The organism is Segatella hominis (genome assembly GCF_019249725.2).
Classification (GTDB): domain Bacteria; phylum Bacteroidota; class Bacteroidia; order Bacteroidales; family Bacteroidaceae; genus Prevotella.
Genome location: NZ_CP137559.1, coordinates 180959 through 198209, shown reverse-complemented (window position 1 = coordinate 198209; position 17251 = coordinate 180959). Strand labels below are relative to the sequence as shown.

The window sequence follows — 17251 nt, the reverse complement described above, 5'->3', positions numbered from 1 at the left end:
GGCTAGGGGCTAAGCACTCCCCTATAAGACAAAAGACACCATAGCCTTGTGGTGCTAATCATGCGATTAGGCATGGTTAAGTTTCAAAACAATTAAAAACATATGGCAAAAAGAAAAAATTAAACGAATGCCCTCGGTGTGTGATGCATCGGGGGCATTTTGTTGTCAAAACGTTTGGCTGCCTCAAATAAAAATATTATCTTTGCATCCAAACATAGATTATTATGCAATGTGTGATTCGGGCAGGTCTCACGCAGGGCAAATTTAAAATATACAGCTGTTATGGCTCGTGCTGAAGGACTGCCCTCTGGATGCACGAGCCGTTTTGTTTGATGAGAAAGATTATAGGATATGATGACGATGAGTGGAGTCATTCCAGTGATGATGGAAGTGGGTACTCAAATGAGGGACATTTTCAAAACAAGAAGAATATGAATGAGAATAAGATAATAGACTACATATTGGGCCTGTTCACCAAGAACGAAATGAGCAAGGATGATATGTTCCTCTATGGTGCAGGAGGCTTCATTGCAGGATGGCTGGCCAAGACCTTAGCAAATGTTCTCGGCATGTAGCAGAGCTACCAGCAGGAACAGGCATACCAGGATAAGAACCAGGATACCCAGTATGCTTTTTACAGCATATCCCAACCCGCTATTTTTATGATAGTCGTGCCAGATGGGGCTGAATGCATCCAGCAGGGAGCGCTGCTGCTTCTCGAGCATCTCTACTCGCTTCAAGAGATCTTTTTCTTCCATACCTTGTATCTTATTATATTAAAAATGAAAAACGATGCAAATATAAGGAATTTTATTGAGATAACACGGAAAGCACACGGAAAATATGCGGAAAATCACGGAATTTTCAAGGAATTCCTTCCTCAACCTCTAGCTGAAGAACCCCGTTTACGCGGTCATTTCCGGTCATTTTCGGTCGTTTTTGCAATCATTTCCGGTCATTCCTGGATATGATTCCGATTCATTCCGGTTTCTTTCCGTTTTTATTCCTTTTTATTCCTCAACCCCTAGTTTTTCTTCCCCAAATGTTAAAGTTTAGTTAATATAGCAAAAAAGCTACCTAAATATTTGGTAGTTTGTAGCTTTTTGCTACCTTTGCAGTGTCATTCAGACAAAGAGTTCTTTAACATATTTAATTACAACAATGAAACACAATCAATTGTACAATGAGTTGACTAAAGCAGGATGCTTTATCACTCGACATGGTGCCGAGCACGATGAATGGTTCAATCCCAAGAATGGGATGAAAATCAGAATTCCAAGACATGGTAGCCATGAGGTTAAGACAGGGTTGCTTAGACGCATTAAAAAGACGTTGCTCGGACCATAAGTCCGGGCAACTGCCCTTAACCTTACAAATGATTACTTTCTGTAATGGATGTGTGGGGAACTCTTTTTATATGGATTTTAAACAAATAAGATATATGGCAAAGAATGTAATGCTGATTTTAGAATATGGTGATGGCGGATATTCTTGTTACAATGATAAGCCATTGGGTAATTATGCAGTCATTGATGGCGATGGGGCTACCGCTGAGGAGGCAAAGGCTGATTTCATGAAAGCTTTGCAGGAGTGCAGGGATGATGATCCTGATAACAAGGACTTGCAAGACTTGACTTTTACATATAAGTACGACGTGCAAGCCTTCTTCAAGGAATTTTCGTTCCTCAACGCCACGGAGATTGCCAGACGTGCAGGCATCAACCCATCGCTCATGCGCCAGTATGTAAGTGGAGTCAAGACCGCTGGAGAGAAGACATACCAGCGACTCAATGCTTGCATGAACAGTATTAAAGCGGATTTACAAGCAACCGTCTTCTGATGGTTGTGTTTTCATAAAGTAATTAAATGAACTCTTGAGCCCCTGGTGCGAGATGCATCGGGGGCTTTTTCATTCCCTTTTCCTATCATTTCTCTCAAAAAAATAACCTTTTCCACCAAAAACAAAACTTTTTCCCAAAAATATTTGGCAGTTCCAAATATTCTCCTTATCTTTGCCAACGGTTATAAGACGATAGTAAACTATCCGGCAAGGCGACCGTTTCGCCTATGGCTTCTTAGCCGCAGGCTTTTTTTATGCCTATAAAGTATCATTTTCCCGGCAGCGGGAAAAAGGTCTTTTCAATATGGCGGCTGCATGAACCGTAAGATTTGATTTGTCCTTCCGGATAAGCCATCGTCTTATAACCAACGGGGAATGCAGCCGCCACCCTTTTGTACAATCGGCTGTTAATGGTTATAAGACGATGCAATATGCAGAATTCTATTTTATTAAATGATGCACAGGTGAGACCTGTAGGCATCAGCGTTGAGGAGGATATCAAGGCCCTCAAGTGTGAAATCAAGAAACTCGCCAAGACCAAGAGCGAAACCTTCAGTTTCCTCTGTGACGAGACGGTCACTTATGGAGACGTCGCCAAGGTCATGTTGGGCATGGTGGCTCTGATGGCCATCGTGGCAGTCAGCGGTTTCTTTTTCGGAGGGGAGGTGATGTGATGAAGCGCAAAGGTAAAAAGCTATTCCTCTCTCGCAAGCAAATTGATTCTTACCGATTTCTTGCGAAGGAGTGCAAGCAAACGAATGCTGCCGAAATGGAGGTTAAATTCTCTGATAAATCAGATCGGGTAATATTCTCAGTTGCAGCCTGGAAGAGTGTAGATAAGCACGGCAACATTATCAGATGGCAGAGCAATCATTTCTTCTACATTCCATACCTGAGTTTCAAGGCTATGCCATACAAGATGACATTGGCCAAGTATAAATCACATAAACAGAATATAGCATGAACAAGCGTAAGGTTAGGGATATGGATGTCCGTCTCCTGCAGGATTCCAATGACCTGCTCTGGCAATACCGTCAGTTCTATCCCGATGCAACCATGACGGAGATAACGAGCGCAGACGGTTCGGATTACCTCAACGAGGAAGTGTACGACGTGGTGATGAAGCTTTGCAAGATTACCCACACCATGGCACTATACATCAACGTGAGTCGCAACAAAATAAAGGTCATCAAGTCTGCCGAGTTTCTGAAGAACACCGACAAGATGATGAAGAAAGGCTGCCTGGTTCGCTTCTACGACCCACGCATGCCGACCGATGAAACCGAGGGTGTGGTGACGCGCGACAACGGCATACACTACGAAGGCGGTGCAGCCGTGTTTCACATCGAGTGCAAGCAACGGGGACTCGTCGATTTAGACATGACATACGCCCTGTTCTGGAGACCCATAGAGGGATAAGACATTCACAATTCACAACTTTTTAAACAGACAAAAAATGAAAGACAATAATTCAAATAACATAGAGACCAACAACCTCACCACCGAGGAGTTCCATAAACTTCTGGCAGAGAATACGGCAAATCTGAATGAGCTCCGCTTTTATTACGCTCAGCAATTGGCAGACGTTCGGGATAAATATAATAAAGACCTGGATAAAATCATCGCACAGGAGCATCATGAAAATGATGAGCTCCGTAAAGCAAGAAAAGAGTATGAGAGAGCCAAAGAGAAGTATGAGCTTAACATTCGCAGTCTGAAAAAAGACCGCAACGATGCAGGACGCAGATACAACGTAGGAAAGGCAAAACTCAAGAACTCTTGGAGTATCGAGAACGAGAAGATACAGAGCGAGCGTCACAACATATTCGAGCGCTATAGAGATTCTGGGGGGGTACTCACGGGAGAAACAGAAGGTCTCCTGCACCCAGGCTGGACCAGAGACAAGAAAGGAGGAATGAGCGATGAATGAGAATAATGCTACCGATCTGCGCATGACAGCTGAGGTCTGGAATGCGCTCGTGGATATGATGAATGTTGAACAACTCAACAACTTCATCGAGAACCTCGACTATATACAGGAGAAGCTCGTCTCAGATGAGATGATCACCTGCTGCCTCGAGGACTTCGGGGGTGCAGGCAAGGTACTGCTCATGCTCAACGCATTCAAGCGCATGAGCAAATTCTTCCAAACCATCAACGTAGCCCTGGAGGCCAAAGGAGGTAAGGCATGAAAAAACGACCGATAGGCTTTGCAGCCTACGATAATGAGCAAAAGCCACAGTCGCTGGAGCGAGAGTCAAAGATTGACTATGTGGCAATGGCCCTTGATGCCTACTTGGAAGGAAGAGGCCCATGTGATGATCTAAATGATCAGCATGTTGATTTTCTCTCCTCCAAGGATATACAGGATGCCATCAAAGAGATGGTCTCTGCCTCTATCTCTACCATCACAGAATACATGGTAGAGCATGGCTATAAGATGATGCAGATCGAGGGTGGCAGGCTCGTCTGGATAATCAAGGATACCATGCCTGAATAACAAGAAATGCAGTCATTTTTTTTCTATATTGACTACTTTTCTACCAGAAAGTAGATAACATACGAGGTCGTCGTGATGACGGTCTCGTATTTTTATTTTCTCCCCTACCTTGTTATCTTTGCACGAAAAAAAAAGATAAGACATGATCAACGCCAATACTATACCCTCCCCTATCTTCACCAGCGCGCTCGACACCTTCACGTTTGGCATCAGCGGCGAGCGTGCCAACGTCATCATCACTTGTGCAGGAGAAGAACTGCTCAGCGAGACATACTACCCAGTCTCCGGCAAGATTACCATCTATGACCTCGGTACACTAGTAGCCGATGCAGTTCGCTCTACCGTGGTCGCTACATTCTCCGTGTCCATCACCGAATATTTGGGCGACTCTTCCACTGATACGTGGTCGAGCGGCGACATTACGGCATACTATGCCACCGTGGATATAGACATGTCGGCAACTACGTTCCTCAATCAGTTCTTTATGAATCTGCTGGATGGCGCGAAGCTAACCCGTCTCGGTCATCGAGAATACCTGCATGCCGCAGGTGCCGACAGCACAAGCGCCTCCGTCGTGGCCAGATACTTCAAGAGCGACACACAGACGGTCAACACCAACACCTTCTCTGACGGCACACCAATGCGCACGGTAAACGGCATCACTACGTTCGACGTTTCGCCGGACAGGTATTACGACGAAGAAAAAGGTGATCTTTTCGCCTATACCGTGACCGCAGGCAAGCGCACGCAGGAATTCCAGATAGACCATGGCAAATCGGTGGCAGATCCAGTACTACTCTTTACCAACAGCTTCGGATGCCAGGAGACCTTCTATTGTCTCGGTAAAAAGAAGATCTCACCAGAGTTCGAGCGCAAGAGCGCCGTGATCTCCGGCAAGAAAATCAACTATTCCGTCAAGGAGACCCGCAACTTCGAGGGCGATACGGGCATTCTTCCACCCTCGATGGCTCACTTTGCCGAAGACCTGCTGCGCTCCGACGAGATCTATCTTTTCCGGGATTACTCACAAGACAAGCAAGTCACCATCACCGACTCCAAGGCTGAGCGCACCAACGAGGCTGACGACATGCCAGAGTTCACCTTTACCTACCAATATGCGCAACGCATACAGAACGTGATGTTCAAGAGCATGGGCGAAGGTCGCATCTTCGATGATTCCTTCGATGACACGTTCAACTAAAGTTTCACTCTTAAAGTTTTCACATATATGGCTGATACAAGCAAGGCAATACACATCAACGAGCTTCGCCGATCGCTCGATATCTCACGCATCGACCGCTCGCCTGTTGACATCGACTGCTGGAAGGCATCCGACGGATCCATCATCCACTACCGTGGCTGGCTCGTCACGTCCTCTAACTGGCGAGAGGGCACACACCGACTTCGCAACCCCGTCAACAACCAGGTGCGCAAGGTGCGCGACGTTTTCATCTTCAGATACAATAATCACCCAATATACTTATAGCAATGGACGACAAAAACATAGACATTACCTTCGCCACCATGGGCGATGTGATGAGCTACCAGGCATACAACCCGACGGGCGGTTTCGTGGAGTCTTCTGGCATCTTCGACGATGACGGCATCACAGGCACGATGACCGTCAAGGCAAGCGATGGCAAAGACTACACCTATATTCCCTTTGGTGCTGACAACCTTCTACCCTATCAGCTCATCAAAAGCATCGGAGAGAGCAGCGTGATGGCACAAAACAAACTTTTCAACGTGCTCACCTGCTACGGTCTTGGATTCCAATACAACGACATCAAAACCAAACTGCCAAGCGACGACAAGGATGTCAATCTCTTCAAGATGCACAATTCTCTGAGCAGATTCTTCCTGGAGCAAATCACCGACATGAAATATTTCTTTTTCTGTGTCTCGGCTATCATCCTCAACAAGAAGGGCGACCGCATCGTGGCCGTCCGACACAAGGAGGCTTGCTACTGCAGATTCACGCAGAGCAAAAACGGTCGCTCCGAATACGTGCTTTACGCCAATTGGCGCAATGCGCTGGAGCCTGAGAACATAGAGGCAATCCCATTGCTCGACGAGCTCGACCCACTTGGCGACCTGCAAGAGCGCATGGGGCTGAAGGGGCAGAGCGGACAGGTGAAGTCACGGCAAGGCGGCAATGGTCCTCGCACTAAGGCGCGTGTTTTCGCCATCGTGACACGTTTCCCTACTGCCGGGTGTCAATACTATCCAGTTCCCTACTACAGTGCTATCTTCAGAGATAAATGGTATGATATCTCCCGGCTCATCGCCATCGGCAAGATGTCGAAGCTCAGAAACCATGCCGCTATCCCCTACCTCGTGGAAATCCACAACGACTATTGGCGCGGCATCTTCAAGGAGGAGCACATCACCAATCAAGAAGATCAGAAAAAGCGTAAGCTCCAGGAAAAAGAAAAAATCAAGTCCTTCATCTCTGGCATCGAGAACAGCGGCAAGCTATGGGTGGCGGGATATTACACTACCCCAGACGGCAAGGAGGTCAACATGGTCAAGATCACTCGCATCGACACCTCCAAGGACGGAGGCGACTATAGCGACGACATCGCAGAGAGCAACAATATGCAATGTTATGCAGACAATATCCATCCTAACCTCGTAGGTGCTACTCCTGGCAAGAGTCAGACCAACAACTCAGGATCCGACAAGCGAGAGCTCTTCACGCTCAAGCAGTCGATAGAGAAAGCCTTCCATGATCTCATGGAGACTGTCCACTGGGTTATCATCTATTTCAACCACTGGGAGGATAAGGTCTATCCAGACGTGCCGCTCATCATGCTCACCACCCTTGACGAGAACAAGGATGCCAAGAAAGTTTCAAACAACCCAAAATCACAGGAAAATGATTGATATTACCATTAATATATTCGAGACGGTCTTGCCGTTCGTTGGGACTGCATCTGAAGATGTATTCTATAAGATGACAGGTCACTTTGAGACCACATACGATGATCTTGTGGCAAACATTATAGGGCAAGATTGTGAGGGCGAGGCCACCAAGGAGGGCACACCCTTGTTTACTCAGATTGAGAGATACGTCATGATAGCCACATTCCTGGACAGGCTTCACTCACAAGACATCATCATGACCGACAATGGCTTCGGGGTGGTAAACAACGATAATATCGCTCCGGCCTCACAGGCTCGCGTCGATGCCTTGGAGCGTGAGTTGACTTACAGACGTGATATGGCAAGACACAACATAATCAATGAGCTTCGCCGTGTCGATGGATGGGCAGAGACGGAGCAAGCCCTTGACAATATACGGTCTTTCTTTTGGTCACCGGTCTTGCTGCGCCCGTTCTATTACGTCAATCGCAAGCTGACGTTCGACGACCTTGCATCCTTCAGGTCAAATATCGATACTGCAGAGAATTTTCTTCGCAAGCAGCTCTCCGATGACTTGATTGACCAGTTACTAAGCGAGGAGCGCAAGGCTACATTTGAGATTAATCATCGAGCAGCTAAGCTCAAAATACTCGATTTCATCGCGTTGTTCCTGCCAAAAAATGGCGATATCACAGACAGACAAGATACCCATGGCTCATTCGAGAGTCTTCTTCGTTTCATAGAAGATCATCTCGATGACTTCGCCAAATATAGAGACTCAACCGCCTACAAGGCCAATCACATGCAAGCGTATGAAAACAAAGCTGATGACACAACCTTCTTCTTTGCTGGCTGACGGCAGCCTACAACTCCACGCTCCTCACTCCTGGAGTGATCTCACACAAGAGCAGCTGCGCTATGTGCTCTTCCTGCTCACACAAGGTTGGAGCGAATGGCAAGTGCGCACCTATCTCTTTGCCCGTTTCTGCGGTATCAAGGTACTCAAGGAGAAAAAAGACGGATGGCTCTGCGAGACTATGCTGGAGAATGGTGAGAAGTTGCGCTTCTTCCTTCAGCTTTGGCAGATACAAAGTTTGTGCGAGGCATTCGACTTCATCTTCGATGGCAAGGGTGCAGACAACAGGCTTGACTTCATCGGTCCATACAAGGCAGTAGATGTCGAGCTGCATGATTTTCCACTCATCAACTATATCGTCTGCGATAACTATTTTCGGCAGTTTCTCAAGTCAGATAAGACGAGCGACAAGCCGCTATGCGAGATGGCGTGCCGGCTATATCTCGATGATCAGGGCAAAGAGCCTGACTCCATCAAATGTGCTCCATCCGAGACCATGGGAGTGTTCTTGTGGTTCATGTGGATAAAAGATAACTTTTCAAAATCTTTTCCACACCTCTTCAAACCTGCGTCTGAAGAAGGCGACTATGATATGACGGAGGCTATGAATGCGCAGATCCGAGCGCTCACGGGTGGTGACATCACCAAGGAGAAACAAATAGAAAAGTCTGATGTGTGGCGTGCGCTCACCGAGTTGGATGCCAAGGCACGTGAGGCCGAGGAGTTAAACGATAAACTGAAAAAATCATGATTAAGACAGAGATAAACACCCCTTCTGTACAGGTGGGCTTTGATGCGTTCTCTTACTTCAGAGATCTCACTAAGCACAACAAGCTTACCTCAGAGTTGGGGTTCATGCCTACCACCTGCAGCAGCCCGCTCTCCTTCGAGGGTATGCTGCAAAACATGGCTAAGAGTAAAAACTTTGTGGTCATCGATGACACCAACGAGGGCAACGTGGCCGTCAATGGTGACGGTAGTTACCGCAAGGTCATCACTTATACTGTGTGGATTCTCATGCGCTACAAAGAGTTTGACATGAATGACCGACAGGAGAAGCTCAACACATGCCGCAAGATCTTCCGCCAGTTTCTGAGCAAAATCGTCATCGATAAGTACGACTGGCAATTCAAAGAATACACCTATATGCTCAGCGACCAGATAGACAGCCGTGAGATAGGTGCCTATTTCATCAACGGTCTCACAGGCGTTGAGTTCCATCTTGACGTGAGTGAGCCATTAAACCTGGAGTTCAACTATGAGGAATGGAACGAATGACATCAAGCGTCCTGTCTCACAAGCAGACATCTACGCCTATGAGAAGGGATGGGCAGAAGAGATGGTCAACATCTGGAAAGAAAAACTCATGCACTATCGCATCCGGCATACCGGTGCCCTCTTCAACAGTGTGCAAACTACTTCTTACGGTGGTTCTTCTCGCATGATAGCCCACAAATTCCTGCTCTACGGTCTCTATCAAGAGGCTGGCACAGGCAATGGCTATTACCATGGCAACCCTGGCGACCTTCATTTTCTCGATCCTGAATACCGTGCTAAGCACCATTTGGGCGAGCCTCGTCAGCGCAAACCATGGTTCAATAAAAAATATTATGCCTCAATCATGAAACTCAACGATATGGAGGGTATGTTTTATGGTGAGGAATACTTAGGATTGATGGCAGACATTTTCAAGCAGATGTTTGGTTCTAAAATATGATTCTAACCTGATTATTATGGCAAACAAAGATACACTCATCAAGATGTTCGAAGGCATCAGGGACGAGCGAACAAAGCATGCCAACACGGCAAGGCGCATAGGAAACGCTTTTTTGTCGATGTTGGACTTTGCTTCCTCTGCCGGGGACGGCAAACTCTCATCCGTACACGACGATATCGCACAAGGCTTCATAACCTTCGTTAAAGGTCTTATGTCCAATCAGCTCGCACAACTGAAGGGTGGTGCAAGTTTTGGATCAGACGGTTCGTATTCGTTCGATAAAGACGGCAATCTCGTCATCGATAGTGCGCATTCGCGCGACTTCGACGAAATGCTACAGAATGGCTTCGCCCTGAAGCGCAATCCTACGTCGGGCAAATATACACTTTCCATCTCTGACCTGATCGTATGGGGGCGTATGGTTATCAATACCCTCGAAACCCGTAAAAAATACGCCATCGGGGGCAACGTATATCTCAGTGGTGCTTCCTCCAAGATCCAGCATGTGGAGAAGGTTTACTCTGAGGATGGCGAGACGGTTGTCGGATATAAGTGCTATATACTTAAAGACGATGGCACTATGGCAACCCAAAATGGATGGGTGGTGGGAGACCAAGCCCTCTGCCAAACTTTTGACATTGAGGAGGGCATTTATCAGAACGTTAGTAACCAATACTACTGGAGACTGGTTACGCAGGTGAGCGAGGAAAATGTCGCTATCACGGAAAAATATATAGACAAGGATGGTAATGAACAGATTCGTGAACTTTACGAGGGGCAGAAGTTCGCCTGGGTTGTCCTGTCCAAAGACGATTGCGATAAAAACAGTGGCGTCCCGGCTTCGGGGGACACGATTGTAATGGACGGACACAGGCTTACCGAAAATGAGGATATCGACTACACCGAACGTACCAATGTACTCATGCTCGAGGCTACCGGCTCCGGCTCGCCTCGCATCGTAGCCCTCACTGGCATTGTTGACTACAAGCACGCCACAGACAACGAGGTGTTCATACTATCGCCTCAAAAAGTCATATTTACCACCGAACACTTTGAGATTCGCACAGCATCTGGCACCCCTATAACGTTTGTGCACTTCATGGGTCCATGGGTGAAAGGTACGGAATATCATTATTACGACCAAGTTTCACATGCCAACGCCTTGTGGACCTGCATTGCGGAAAAAGGAAAATCCACCACCGACGAGCCTACGGACGGGAACACCTATTGGCGCAAGGAGATGAGCGGAGGTAAAGGCGAGAAAGGTGAGAAGGGTGATGATGCTGTGTCGTATAGCGTCCAGTTTTCCGTTGTTAATGGGTCTGCCAATGGGGTTACGTCTCAGCTCTTGTACGTCACATTTACGAAAGCTGTAGGCTCAAATATTACAAGCGGTACGATTGAAAAAATCGGCTTCAAGGGAAGAGTTATGGTTTATGTTGACGGAGTTGAAAATGGTGCTATGTCTGATGTGCTGAATCGGTGCTACCCGTATATTGATATTAGCAATGCCTTTGCTGGTATGATTGAGGGCAAGAAGAATCTGTCTGTAAAACTCATTGATACAAATGGAAAAGTTGTTGCGTCAAGCATTTTCTTCTTTGCCGAAAAAGGCGACAAGGGAGAGGATGGATTAAGCGGCAACGGCATTGTCCCTGCTTATATCCGTTCCGAAGATAAGCCTACGCTTCCTACATCGGCGGATAAGAACAACTTGGACAACGGTTGGTCATTGACAATCCCTTCAGCGGATGGCGTAAAGAATGTAAGCTATAACGACTCATCATGGACGGATTACAATGATGGCGGCTACACGTGGAAGAAATCTCCTACCACGGCAGCCAGCTCTACAAGCTCGTGCTTGGTAACATTCACTACAACGAAAGCGAATCAGGCTGTTAAGTTTGTACTCAAAGCTTTCAGTGAGATAAATTATGATTACATCTTTTTGTCAGAAATTGACGCAAGCGTTGTTCCGTCAAAACCAGGTTATTCAGGTTCATCTCGTGCGGTAAGCGGAAACGGAGTAGAGTTATCCATAACAGACATTGTAGCTACAGTAGGAACGCATACTGTGTACGTCTGTTATGGCAAGGATAGTTCTAATGATGATTACGGCGATTATGGATTGTTCCGCATTGAGAATATAGCTGGCATACCTCTTTGGCAATCAAACGGCAAGGAGGTGTTTGTTCGTGAGGATAGTGGTGCAACAAAGAGCGAAATCGAGTCTTGGTCAGAGCCGTTTAAGGTGACAGGTGAGAATGGAACAAATGGTAAGGACGGAACAGACGGCAAGGACGGAACGGATGGTGAGGATGCCTACAGAGTAGAAGTCTCGCCTGCCACCCTCGTGTTCGATACAGACGATAATGGTTTTGTCGATTCAGCTACATTAAGCGGTAAATATGCGACTGTGACTGTCTATAAGGGTAATCAAAAGATAAGTGCAAATAATCTTTCTCTTCCAAGTAATCATGAGACGAAAAAATCCACAAACGTGGAAGGTGATATTTCTAATGTTGATGGAGAGGCAAGAATTACCATCTCAAGCATAGGGACGGAAACTATTAGCGAAGATGTAATGGTAAGCAAGTCGAGCGGACAGATTTCGTTCCCGATTGATGTGTTCGGAGAACGGAGCACCCTTGTGTGGGCTACGGTCAACGTACAGGTCAATGTTGCGAAGTTTACGGGTTCTGTGGTTGTTAATAATAAGAGCTACAAGATACAATTTGATGAATTGTCAAAGAATGCTGCAACTAAAGACGAGCTGGAGGACGCAACGTCGAAATTTGAGCAGACCGCAAGGGAAATCTCACTTTCGGTAAGCGAGAAGATAATCGACAGAAGAAACCTACTTATAGGTAGTGCGTTCCTGCGTGATGATAATAATCGTATTCTAAACTATGCCGCAAGTATCGAGATAAATTCTGGCTATCAGGGTACAAACTGCGCCAAGATTATTGATGATACGGATGGGACACCGCATTATTGTGGCGCTTTCTGGGATGGTTCGCAAGGAGGTAAGAGTGTGAAGATAACAAAGGGCAAGAAGTACGTTATATCATGCTATTGTAAGACGAATGACACAAATGGAATCTTTTGCCTTGAAGCATTATATACAGACAAGCAGACGAACGCGCAAAGAATGGGAGGTCCAAAATATCTCACAAATAGTTCTTTCCGTTGCAAAAGTGCGAATAAGTGGGAATTATTCGTGGCGATTATAGATACAACCGATGCGGAGTATGACTATATTGCCTTCAACTTTTTTGAATATAACAACGGCAATTATGGTCGTATTGAAGCTTGGATTTGTCGCCCGATGGTCGAGGAAGGCGATACCTATAATGGCTGGACGCTATCGACAGAGGATTACGATTACGTAGGTGGCAACATGCTCGATAATACATTGTCGCTCGATAAGTCGGGTACACTATACGATGTTAACGGTTCGCTGACTCCAGCAGGATTTGGCGAGAGCACGTCTATATACAAGTCGTTCTCTTATGTGCTGAAAGGAACTGTTAATAGCTTTAGCCAGCTCCCATCTTCGGGAAACGTGTATGGTGATACATACTGTGTACGTAATACCGAAATATGCTACAGGTACAACGGCAGCGAGTTTGAGAGTGTCGGTAATGATTACTATTATAATGTTCTTGAATGGAGAAAATTAGAATCGGGGGGATTCGTTCCTTTCGGCTTGGAGGCTAACAAGGATTACGTTTTCTCGTTCATGGCTAAGGGAACTGGTAAGTTGACAGCATACTTCTACAGCCCTGAGACAGACGTATTCGTTGAGAGCTCTTTAGGAGAAACAGCTACGAGAGTAGATGGAGCAGCAAATTTCCAACTGACGAGCGATTGGAAAAAATATTGGGTACATTGGCGACCATCAGACAGCTCGCACAAGTATGTCCTTTTGAGACTCAACAGAACGATACAGAGCAGCGAAGGTGATGCACCTATAACTAACTGCTACATTGCTCAGCCGAAGCTCGAAGCTGGTGCGGTTGTTACCGAATACACCGAGCGCAAAAGTGACCTTGTGGATAAGGCGAGCCTGAAGGCAGCAGGTATAGAGATTACGAGCGACCAAGTTACCTTGTACGGAAACAAAGTACAGGTAAAAACCCCGAAAGCCAATCCTTCAGAGGGTTATGACGAAGCTGCTATGTTTCAAAATGGAAAGCTCAATGCGAAATTCATCAACGCAGGAGACGTCGTAGCTAAAGGTATCAATGCTCAGGTGATTACAGCTACTAAGCTTAATGTCACAGGAGATAGCAAAATCGGAATATGGAGCATTAAAAAGGATGATAATTGGGGGGATATTATGCAAGCGGAGTGTACAGAATATAGTGGTGCAACTGTTGTAACTGGTATTCAGTATTGCCCGTTATTTGTCCGAGGTGGTTCACCTAATACTGCTTATTTTCGCGTAGGTGCGTCCTGTACGGAGTTTTCATATCAGTCAACTCTAAATTATTTTAATGCCGTGTGGTTTGGAGATGCTGCAAGAATTGTCTGTAAAGGTTCGGTAAACAACGTAAATCTTCCAACAAATTATGATTATAATACCCAATACGAACCAGTGCAGTATATTTATTCTGAACAGAGTAAACAAGAGTCGCCTGCGTTGGCTATAAATGTTATTGCCAAGGGTTTTTCGGGTACACCAACGGCTATACAGACAAACGGCGCTATACGAGGAGCGTTAGCACCGAACACAGAGATTATTAGTGATACTCAGCAAATATCAAACGGCGTCGGAATCGTTATTTGCACAAATCCTTCTGATATGACGTTAACACTTCCTGCCAATCCTGTTGATGGTCAGACGCTGATAATTATTCAAGGTAATGACAAAAGGGTATATATCGTTCCTCCTAAAGGCGATACGATATATTGGGGTGGTCAGACGAGATACGATACCGGCAATAGATTCTATTCGGGAACGATAGGACAGTTTACTATCCTTGTTTTTATCCGTGGGGCTTGGCAACTGCAATTCATGAATTATCGTCCATAATAAATTTTATATAAGCTTATGAAAAAAATAGTGAAAGGAAATGACTTCGCACTGAAGATTCCGGTGTCGAAGAAAGTAAACGGCGACATCGTGCCGTTCCCATTGACAGGGTGTACTGACATTAAGGTGCAGCTGGTGGGCAGCTTCTCCATCCTTACCCTCGCCTACACGCTCGACATTGAGCACGACAACGTAATCATCGCTGAAGTAAAGGGCGACCGCGTTAAGAAGGATGTCTATTCGCTCGTGGTGAGCGGCAGAAAATTGGGCAACGCATGGCAGAGCAAGGAATACGAGCAGATAGCCATCGTGGAGTACAATAAGGACGGCGACACCGAGTTTGGAGAAACTGACGAAGGAGACAACAGCGTAGAGATGGACACCTCCTTGGTGATACTGCCTCCAAGCGTGGAATTAGAGCAACTCATCTCGCAGGCGGAAGGACTTGTGGATGCAGCTCAGAGAGCGGCGGACACAGCGAGCGAGGCTTCGAAGAACGCCAAGACCGCCCTGTCGGCAGCCGAGAATGTCAACGCAGACCTCGTTGATCACGTGCTTACCGTGACCAACCGGCAAGGGGAGGTGAAGAGTATCAACTTGGGCGACATCGACGAGGTGGTGACGGTGACGATCACTTCGTCGGTGGAGAGCGTGAAGGTTGGCGGCATCCCGATAGCTGTGAGATACAACCACGGCACCACGCCGCAGACGTTCGTTACCGATGGCGACGGTAAAGCTATTTTCAGGGTTCATAAGGGTGAGTATTACGAACTGAGCGTACCCCAGTATGGAAATGTGCAGCCAATTTCCCCTGTGGGATTCACCGCCGTATTGGAGAGTCGGGATATCAACCTAAGCTATCTGCCATACGACGAGGAATCGAGCGAGAAGGTGGTGGTGACGGTCACCAAGTATGTGGCAGACAACCAGGGTACCGCTTACGAGGGTATTCCTGTGTCGGTGACCTATGACAAGAAGACTGTCGAGTATCAATCTGACAGCAAGGGACAGGTGACGGTCTATGTGCCTTACGGCAAGGAATATACCGTAACGGTTAAGAATCAAGAAGGTTACTATGTCAGTTTCAACAAAAACACAAGGACCTACACGGCGGCGGTTCCGCAAAGATTATTGGATTACAGGATGTATCAATTTAAGGCAGGCGTCTTTGTAGTGGATGGTGATCTCAACGAGTATTACATCGACAGTTGGGTCGCGACTGGCAGAGACAGCGAGGATGTTGTGGCACTAAAGGTGGCGGACTCCACCTTGATGATCAATAAGGGTACGTTCATGATTAGAACCTCCGACCTTAGAAATATGTCCAAGTTGCCCAAGCTGCCATGGTGTACACAGCAGCTGCTGTTTACAAGCATCGCCTCAAACGGCAATGTTAGCTCAGACGCCAACTACTACAATGGCGAGTCGGGCACTTTTCTCATCCGGCAGGAGGCACAGGAGCGAAGCCTTTCCGTGCCGGCGGCAGACTACGCCTACAACCAGATATTCAGTATTGGTGGTCAGGAGCTGCATGGGTTCAAAATGTCGGCAGGACAGGAATTTATCCACATGGCGAATGCGAGTCCTATCAAACAGATACTGACCATATTGTATGGCGAGGACGTGGGAAACGCCTACTACAAGTTCGTCATGAGCAATTGGCGATGGACCAGTTCGCAGAACGGCGCTGGTAGCGCCTGGATCTACTACAGTGGTGCGAACAACGGCACCAAGACGAACAGCTACGTCGTACTGCCAGTTTTCGCTTGCCCTTGACCTCTTCGCCTCTTTACCTCTTGACAACCCCAGCTCACTAAGGAGTAAAAAGAGGCAACGGCAAGGGGCGTGAATTTTAGTGAATTAATTAACATAAATAAAACAGAAGGATGTTAGCGGAAGGATTGGGAATATACAAGGATACACGCTTGCTCTGCAAGCTGTTGTTGGAATACGGAAGGAATGTTAGCAAGGTGGTGAGATATGGTATCTACGAACGGATGACAGAGAAGTCAGCAAGAGCCTTGGACTTGGTGTATCTGGCAAACGGCAGCATGGCAAGACGTGTGGAATATATAGACGAGTATATCATGATCGTCCGGGAGATACGCACATTCGTTGGCATTTTCGACGAACTCGCCTATCTTGACGTTCGGAAGGCTACAAACCTGACGAAACTCATGGACAGGCTGCTACAATTTGCATACGGATGGCGAAGGAGTTCTCTCGGATCTTCGCAGAGGTGAGAGCCACGAAGCTAAGGCAACGTGGGAGTGCCGTCATCGGATGATGACAAGGGATGCCGCCACGCAACTTCTTCAGAAGAAGTGGTCGGACCTCAAAAAGGGAGAAGGCATCGGTAACGCAGAACGGCGCTGGTAACGCTTGGATGTACAACAGTAGCGCGAACAACAACAACAAGACGAACAGCAACGTGG

Annotated in this window: 19 protein-coding genes; 18 read left to right on the top strand and 1 reads right to left on the bottom strand. The window is 46.8% G+C overall.

The window, feature by feature from the left end:
* Positions 1–332 precede the first annotated feature (332 nt).
* Positions 333–575, top strand: coding sequence for a hypothetical protein (locus KUA50_RS00890; protein ID WP_218457916.1), 243 nt, complete (start codon positions 333–335; stop codon positions 573–575).
* On the opposite strand, the gene KUA50_RS00885 is transcribed toward KUA50_RS00890, so the two are convergent.
* Positions 552–758 (bottom strand): hypothetical protein, encoded by a 207-nt coding sequence (locus KUA50_RS00885; protein ID WP_218457917.1) that lies wholly within the window; start codon positions 756–758, stop codon positions 552–554. The two genes, KUA50_RS00890 and KUA50_RS00885, sit on opposite strands and share 24 nt — an antisense overlap.
* A 403-nt stretch (positions 759–1161) precedes the next feature.
* Here KUA50_RS00885 and KUA50_RS00880 point away from each other — a divergent pair, with 403 nt between their 5' ends.
* From KUA50_RS00880 to KUA50_RS00800, 17 genes are all read left to right on the top strand, one after another.
* Complete coding sequence (locus KUA50_RS00880) at positions 1162–1347, top strand: type II toxin-antitoxin system HicA family toxin (protein WP_218457918.1); 186 nt, start codon at positions 1162–1164, stop codon at positions 1345–1347.
* Between the two features lie 94 nt (positions 1348–1441).
* Positions 1442–1840, top strand: coding sequence for a pilus assembly protein HicB (locus KUA50_RS00875; protein ID WP_218457919.1), 399 nt, complete (start codon positions 1442–1444; stop codon positions 1838–1840).
* Between the two features lie 431 nt (positions 1841–2271).
* Positions 2272–2514 (top strand): hypothetical protein, encoded by a 243-nt coding sequence (locus KUA50_RS00870; RefSeq protein ID WP_218457920.1) that lies wholly within the window; start codon positions 2272–2274, stop codon positions 2512–2514.
* Positions 2514–2804: a hypothetical protein gene (locus KUA50_RS00865; protein ID WP_318346059.1), complete on the top strand. Its 291-nt coding sequence runs from the start codon at positions 2514–2516 to the stop codon at positions 2802–2804. The genes KUA50_RS00870 and KUA50_RS00865 overlap by 1 nt, the downstream gene beginning before the upstream one ends.
* On the top strand, positions 2801–3259 hold the full coding sequence (locus KUA50_RS00860) for a hypothetical protein (RefSeq protein WP_218457922.1): 459 nt from the start codon (positions 2801–2803) through the stop codon (positions 3257–3259). Before KUA50_RS00865 ends, KUA50_RS00860 begins: the two co-directional genes overlap by 4 nt.
* A 37-nt stretch (positions 3260–3296) precedes the next feature.
* Positions 3297–3770 (top strand): hypothetical protein, encoded by a 474-nt coding sequence (locus tag KUA50_RS00855; RefSeq protein WP_218457923.1) that lies wholly within the window; start codon positions 3297–3299, stop codon positions 3768–3770.
* The gene (locus KUA50_RS00850; RefSeq protein WP_218457925.1) at positions 3763–4032 is read left to right on the top strand and encodes a hypothetical protein; all 270 of its coding nucleotides are present in this window, start codon (positions 3763–3765) and stop codon (positions 4030–4032) included. Before KUA50_RS00855 ends, KUA50_RS00850 begins: the two co-directional genes overlap by 8 nt.
* Positions 4029–4340, top strand: a complete 312-nt coding sequence (locus KUA50_RS00845) for a hypothetical protein (protein ID WP_218457926.1) — start codon at positions 4029–4031, stop codon at positions 4338–4340. The genes KUA50_RS00850 and KUA50_RS00845 overlap by 4 nt, the downstream gene beginning before the upstream one ends.
* 574 nt (positions 4341–4914) lie before the next feature.
* Complete coding sequence (locus tag KUA50_RS00840; protein ID WP_218457928.1) at positions 4915–5541, top strand: hypothetical protein; 627 nt, start codon at positions 4915–4917, stop codon at positions 5539–5541.
* Between the two features lie 287 nt (positions 5542–5828).
* A complete protein-coding gene (locus KUA50_RS00835) occupies positions 5829–7226 on the top strand; it encodes a hypothetical protein (RefSeq protein WP_218457930.1) in 1398 nt (465 codons plus the stop codon).
* Positions 7219–8061 carry a DUF6712 family protein gene (locus KUA50_RS00830; protein WP_218457931.1) on the top strand — a complete coding sequence of 281 codons (843 nt, stop codon included), beginning with the start codon at positions 7219–7221 and terminating at the stop codon, positions 8059–8061. The genes KUA50_RS00835 and KUA50_RS00830 overlap by 8 nt, the downstream gene beginning before the upstream one ends.
* Positions 8018–8812 (top strand): hypothetical protein, encoded by a 795-nt coding sequence (locus tag KUA50_RS00825; protein ID WP_218457932.1) that lies wholly within the window; start codon positions 8018–8020, stop codon positions 8810–8812. Before KUA50_RS00830 ends, KUA50_RS00825 begins: the two co-directional genes overlap by 44 nt.
* Positions 8809–9339 (top strand): hypothetical protein, encoded by a 531-nt coding sequence (locus tag KUA50_RS00820; RefSeq protein ID WP_218457933.1) that lies wholly within the window; start codon positions 8809–8811, stop codon positions 9337–9339. Before KUA50_RS00825 ends, KUA50_RS00820 begins: the two co-directional genes overlap by 4 nt.
* Positions 9320–9778: a hypothetical protein gene (locus KUA50_RS00815; protein ID WP_218457934.1), complete on the top strand. Its 459-nt coding sequence runs from the start codon at positions 9320–9322 to the stop codon at positions 9776–9778. Before KUA50_RS00820 ends, KUA50_RS00815 begins: the two co-directional genes overlap by 20 nt.
* Positions 9779–9794: 16 nt before the next feature.
* A complete protein-coding gene (locus KUA50_RS00810) occupies positions 9795–14816 on the top strand; it encodes a hypothetical protein (protein ID WP_318346058.1) in 5022 nt (1673 codons plus the stop codon).
* Positions 14817–14834: 18 nt separating this feature from the next.
* Positions 14835–16592: a hypothetical protein gene (locus tag KUA50_RS00805; RefSeq protein ID WP_318346057.1), complete on the top strand. Its 1758-nt coding sequence runs from the start codon at positions 14835–14837 to the stop codon at positions 16590–16592.
* Between the two features lie 110 nt (positions 16593–16702).
* Positions 16703–17059: a hypothetical protein gene (locus KUA50_RS00800; protein WP_318346056.1), complete on the top strand. Its 357-nt coding sequence runs from the start codon at positions 16703–16705 to the stop codon at positions 17057–17059.
* Positions 17060–17251: the final 192 nt, after the last annotated feature.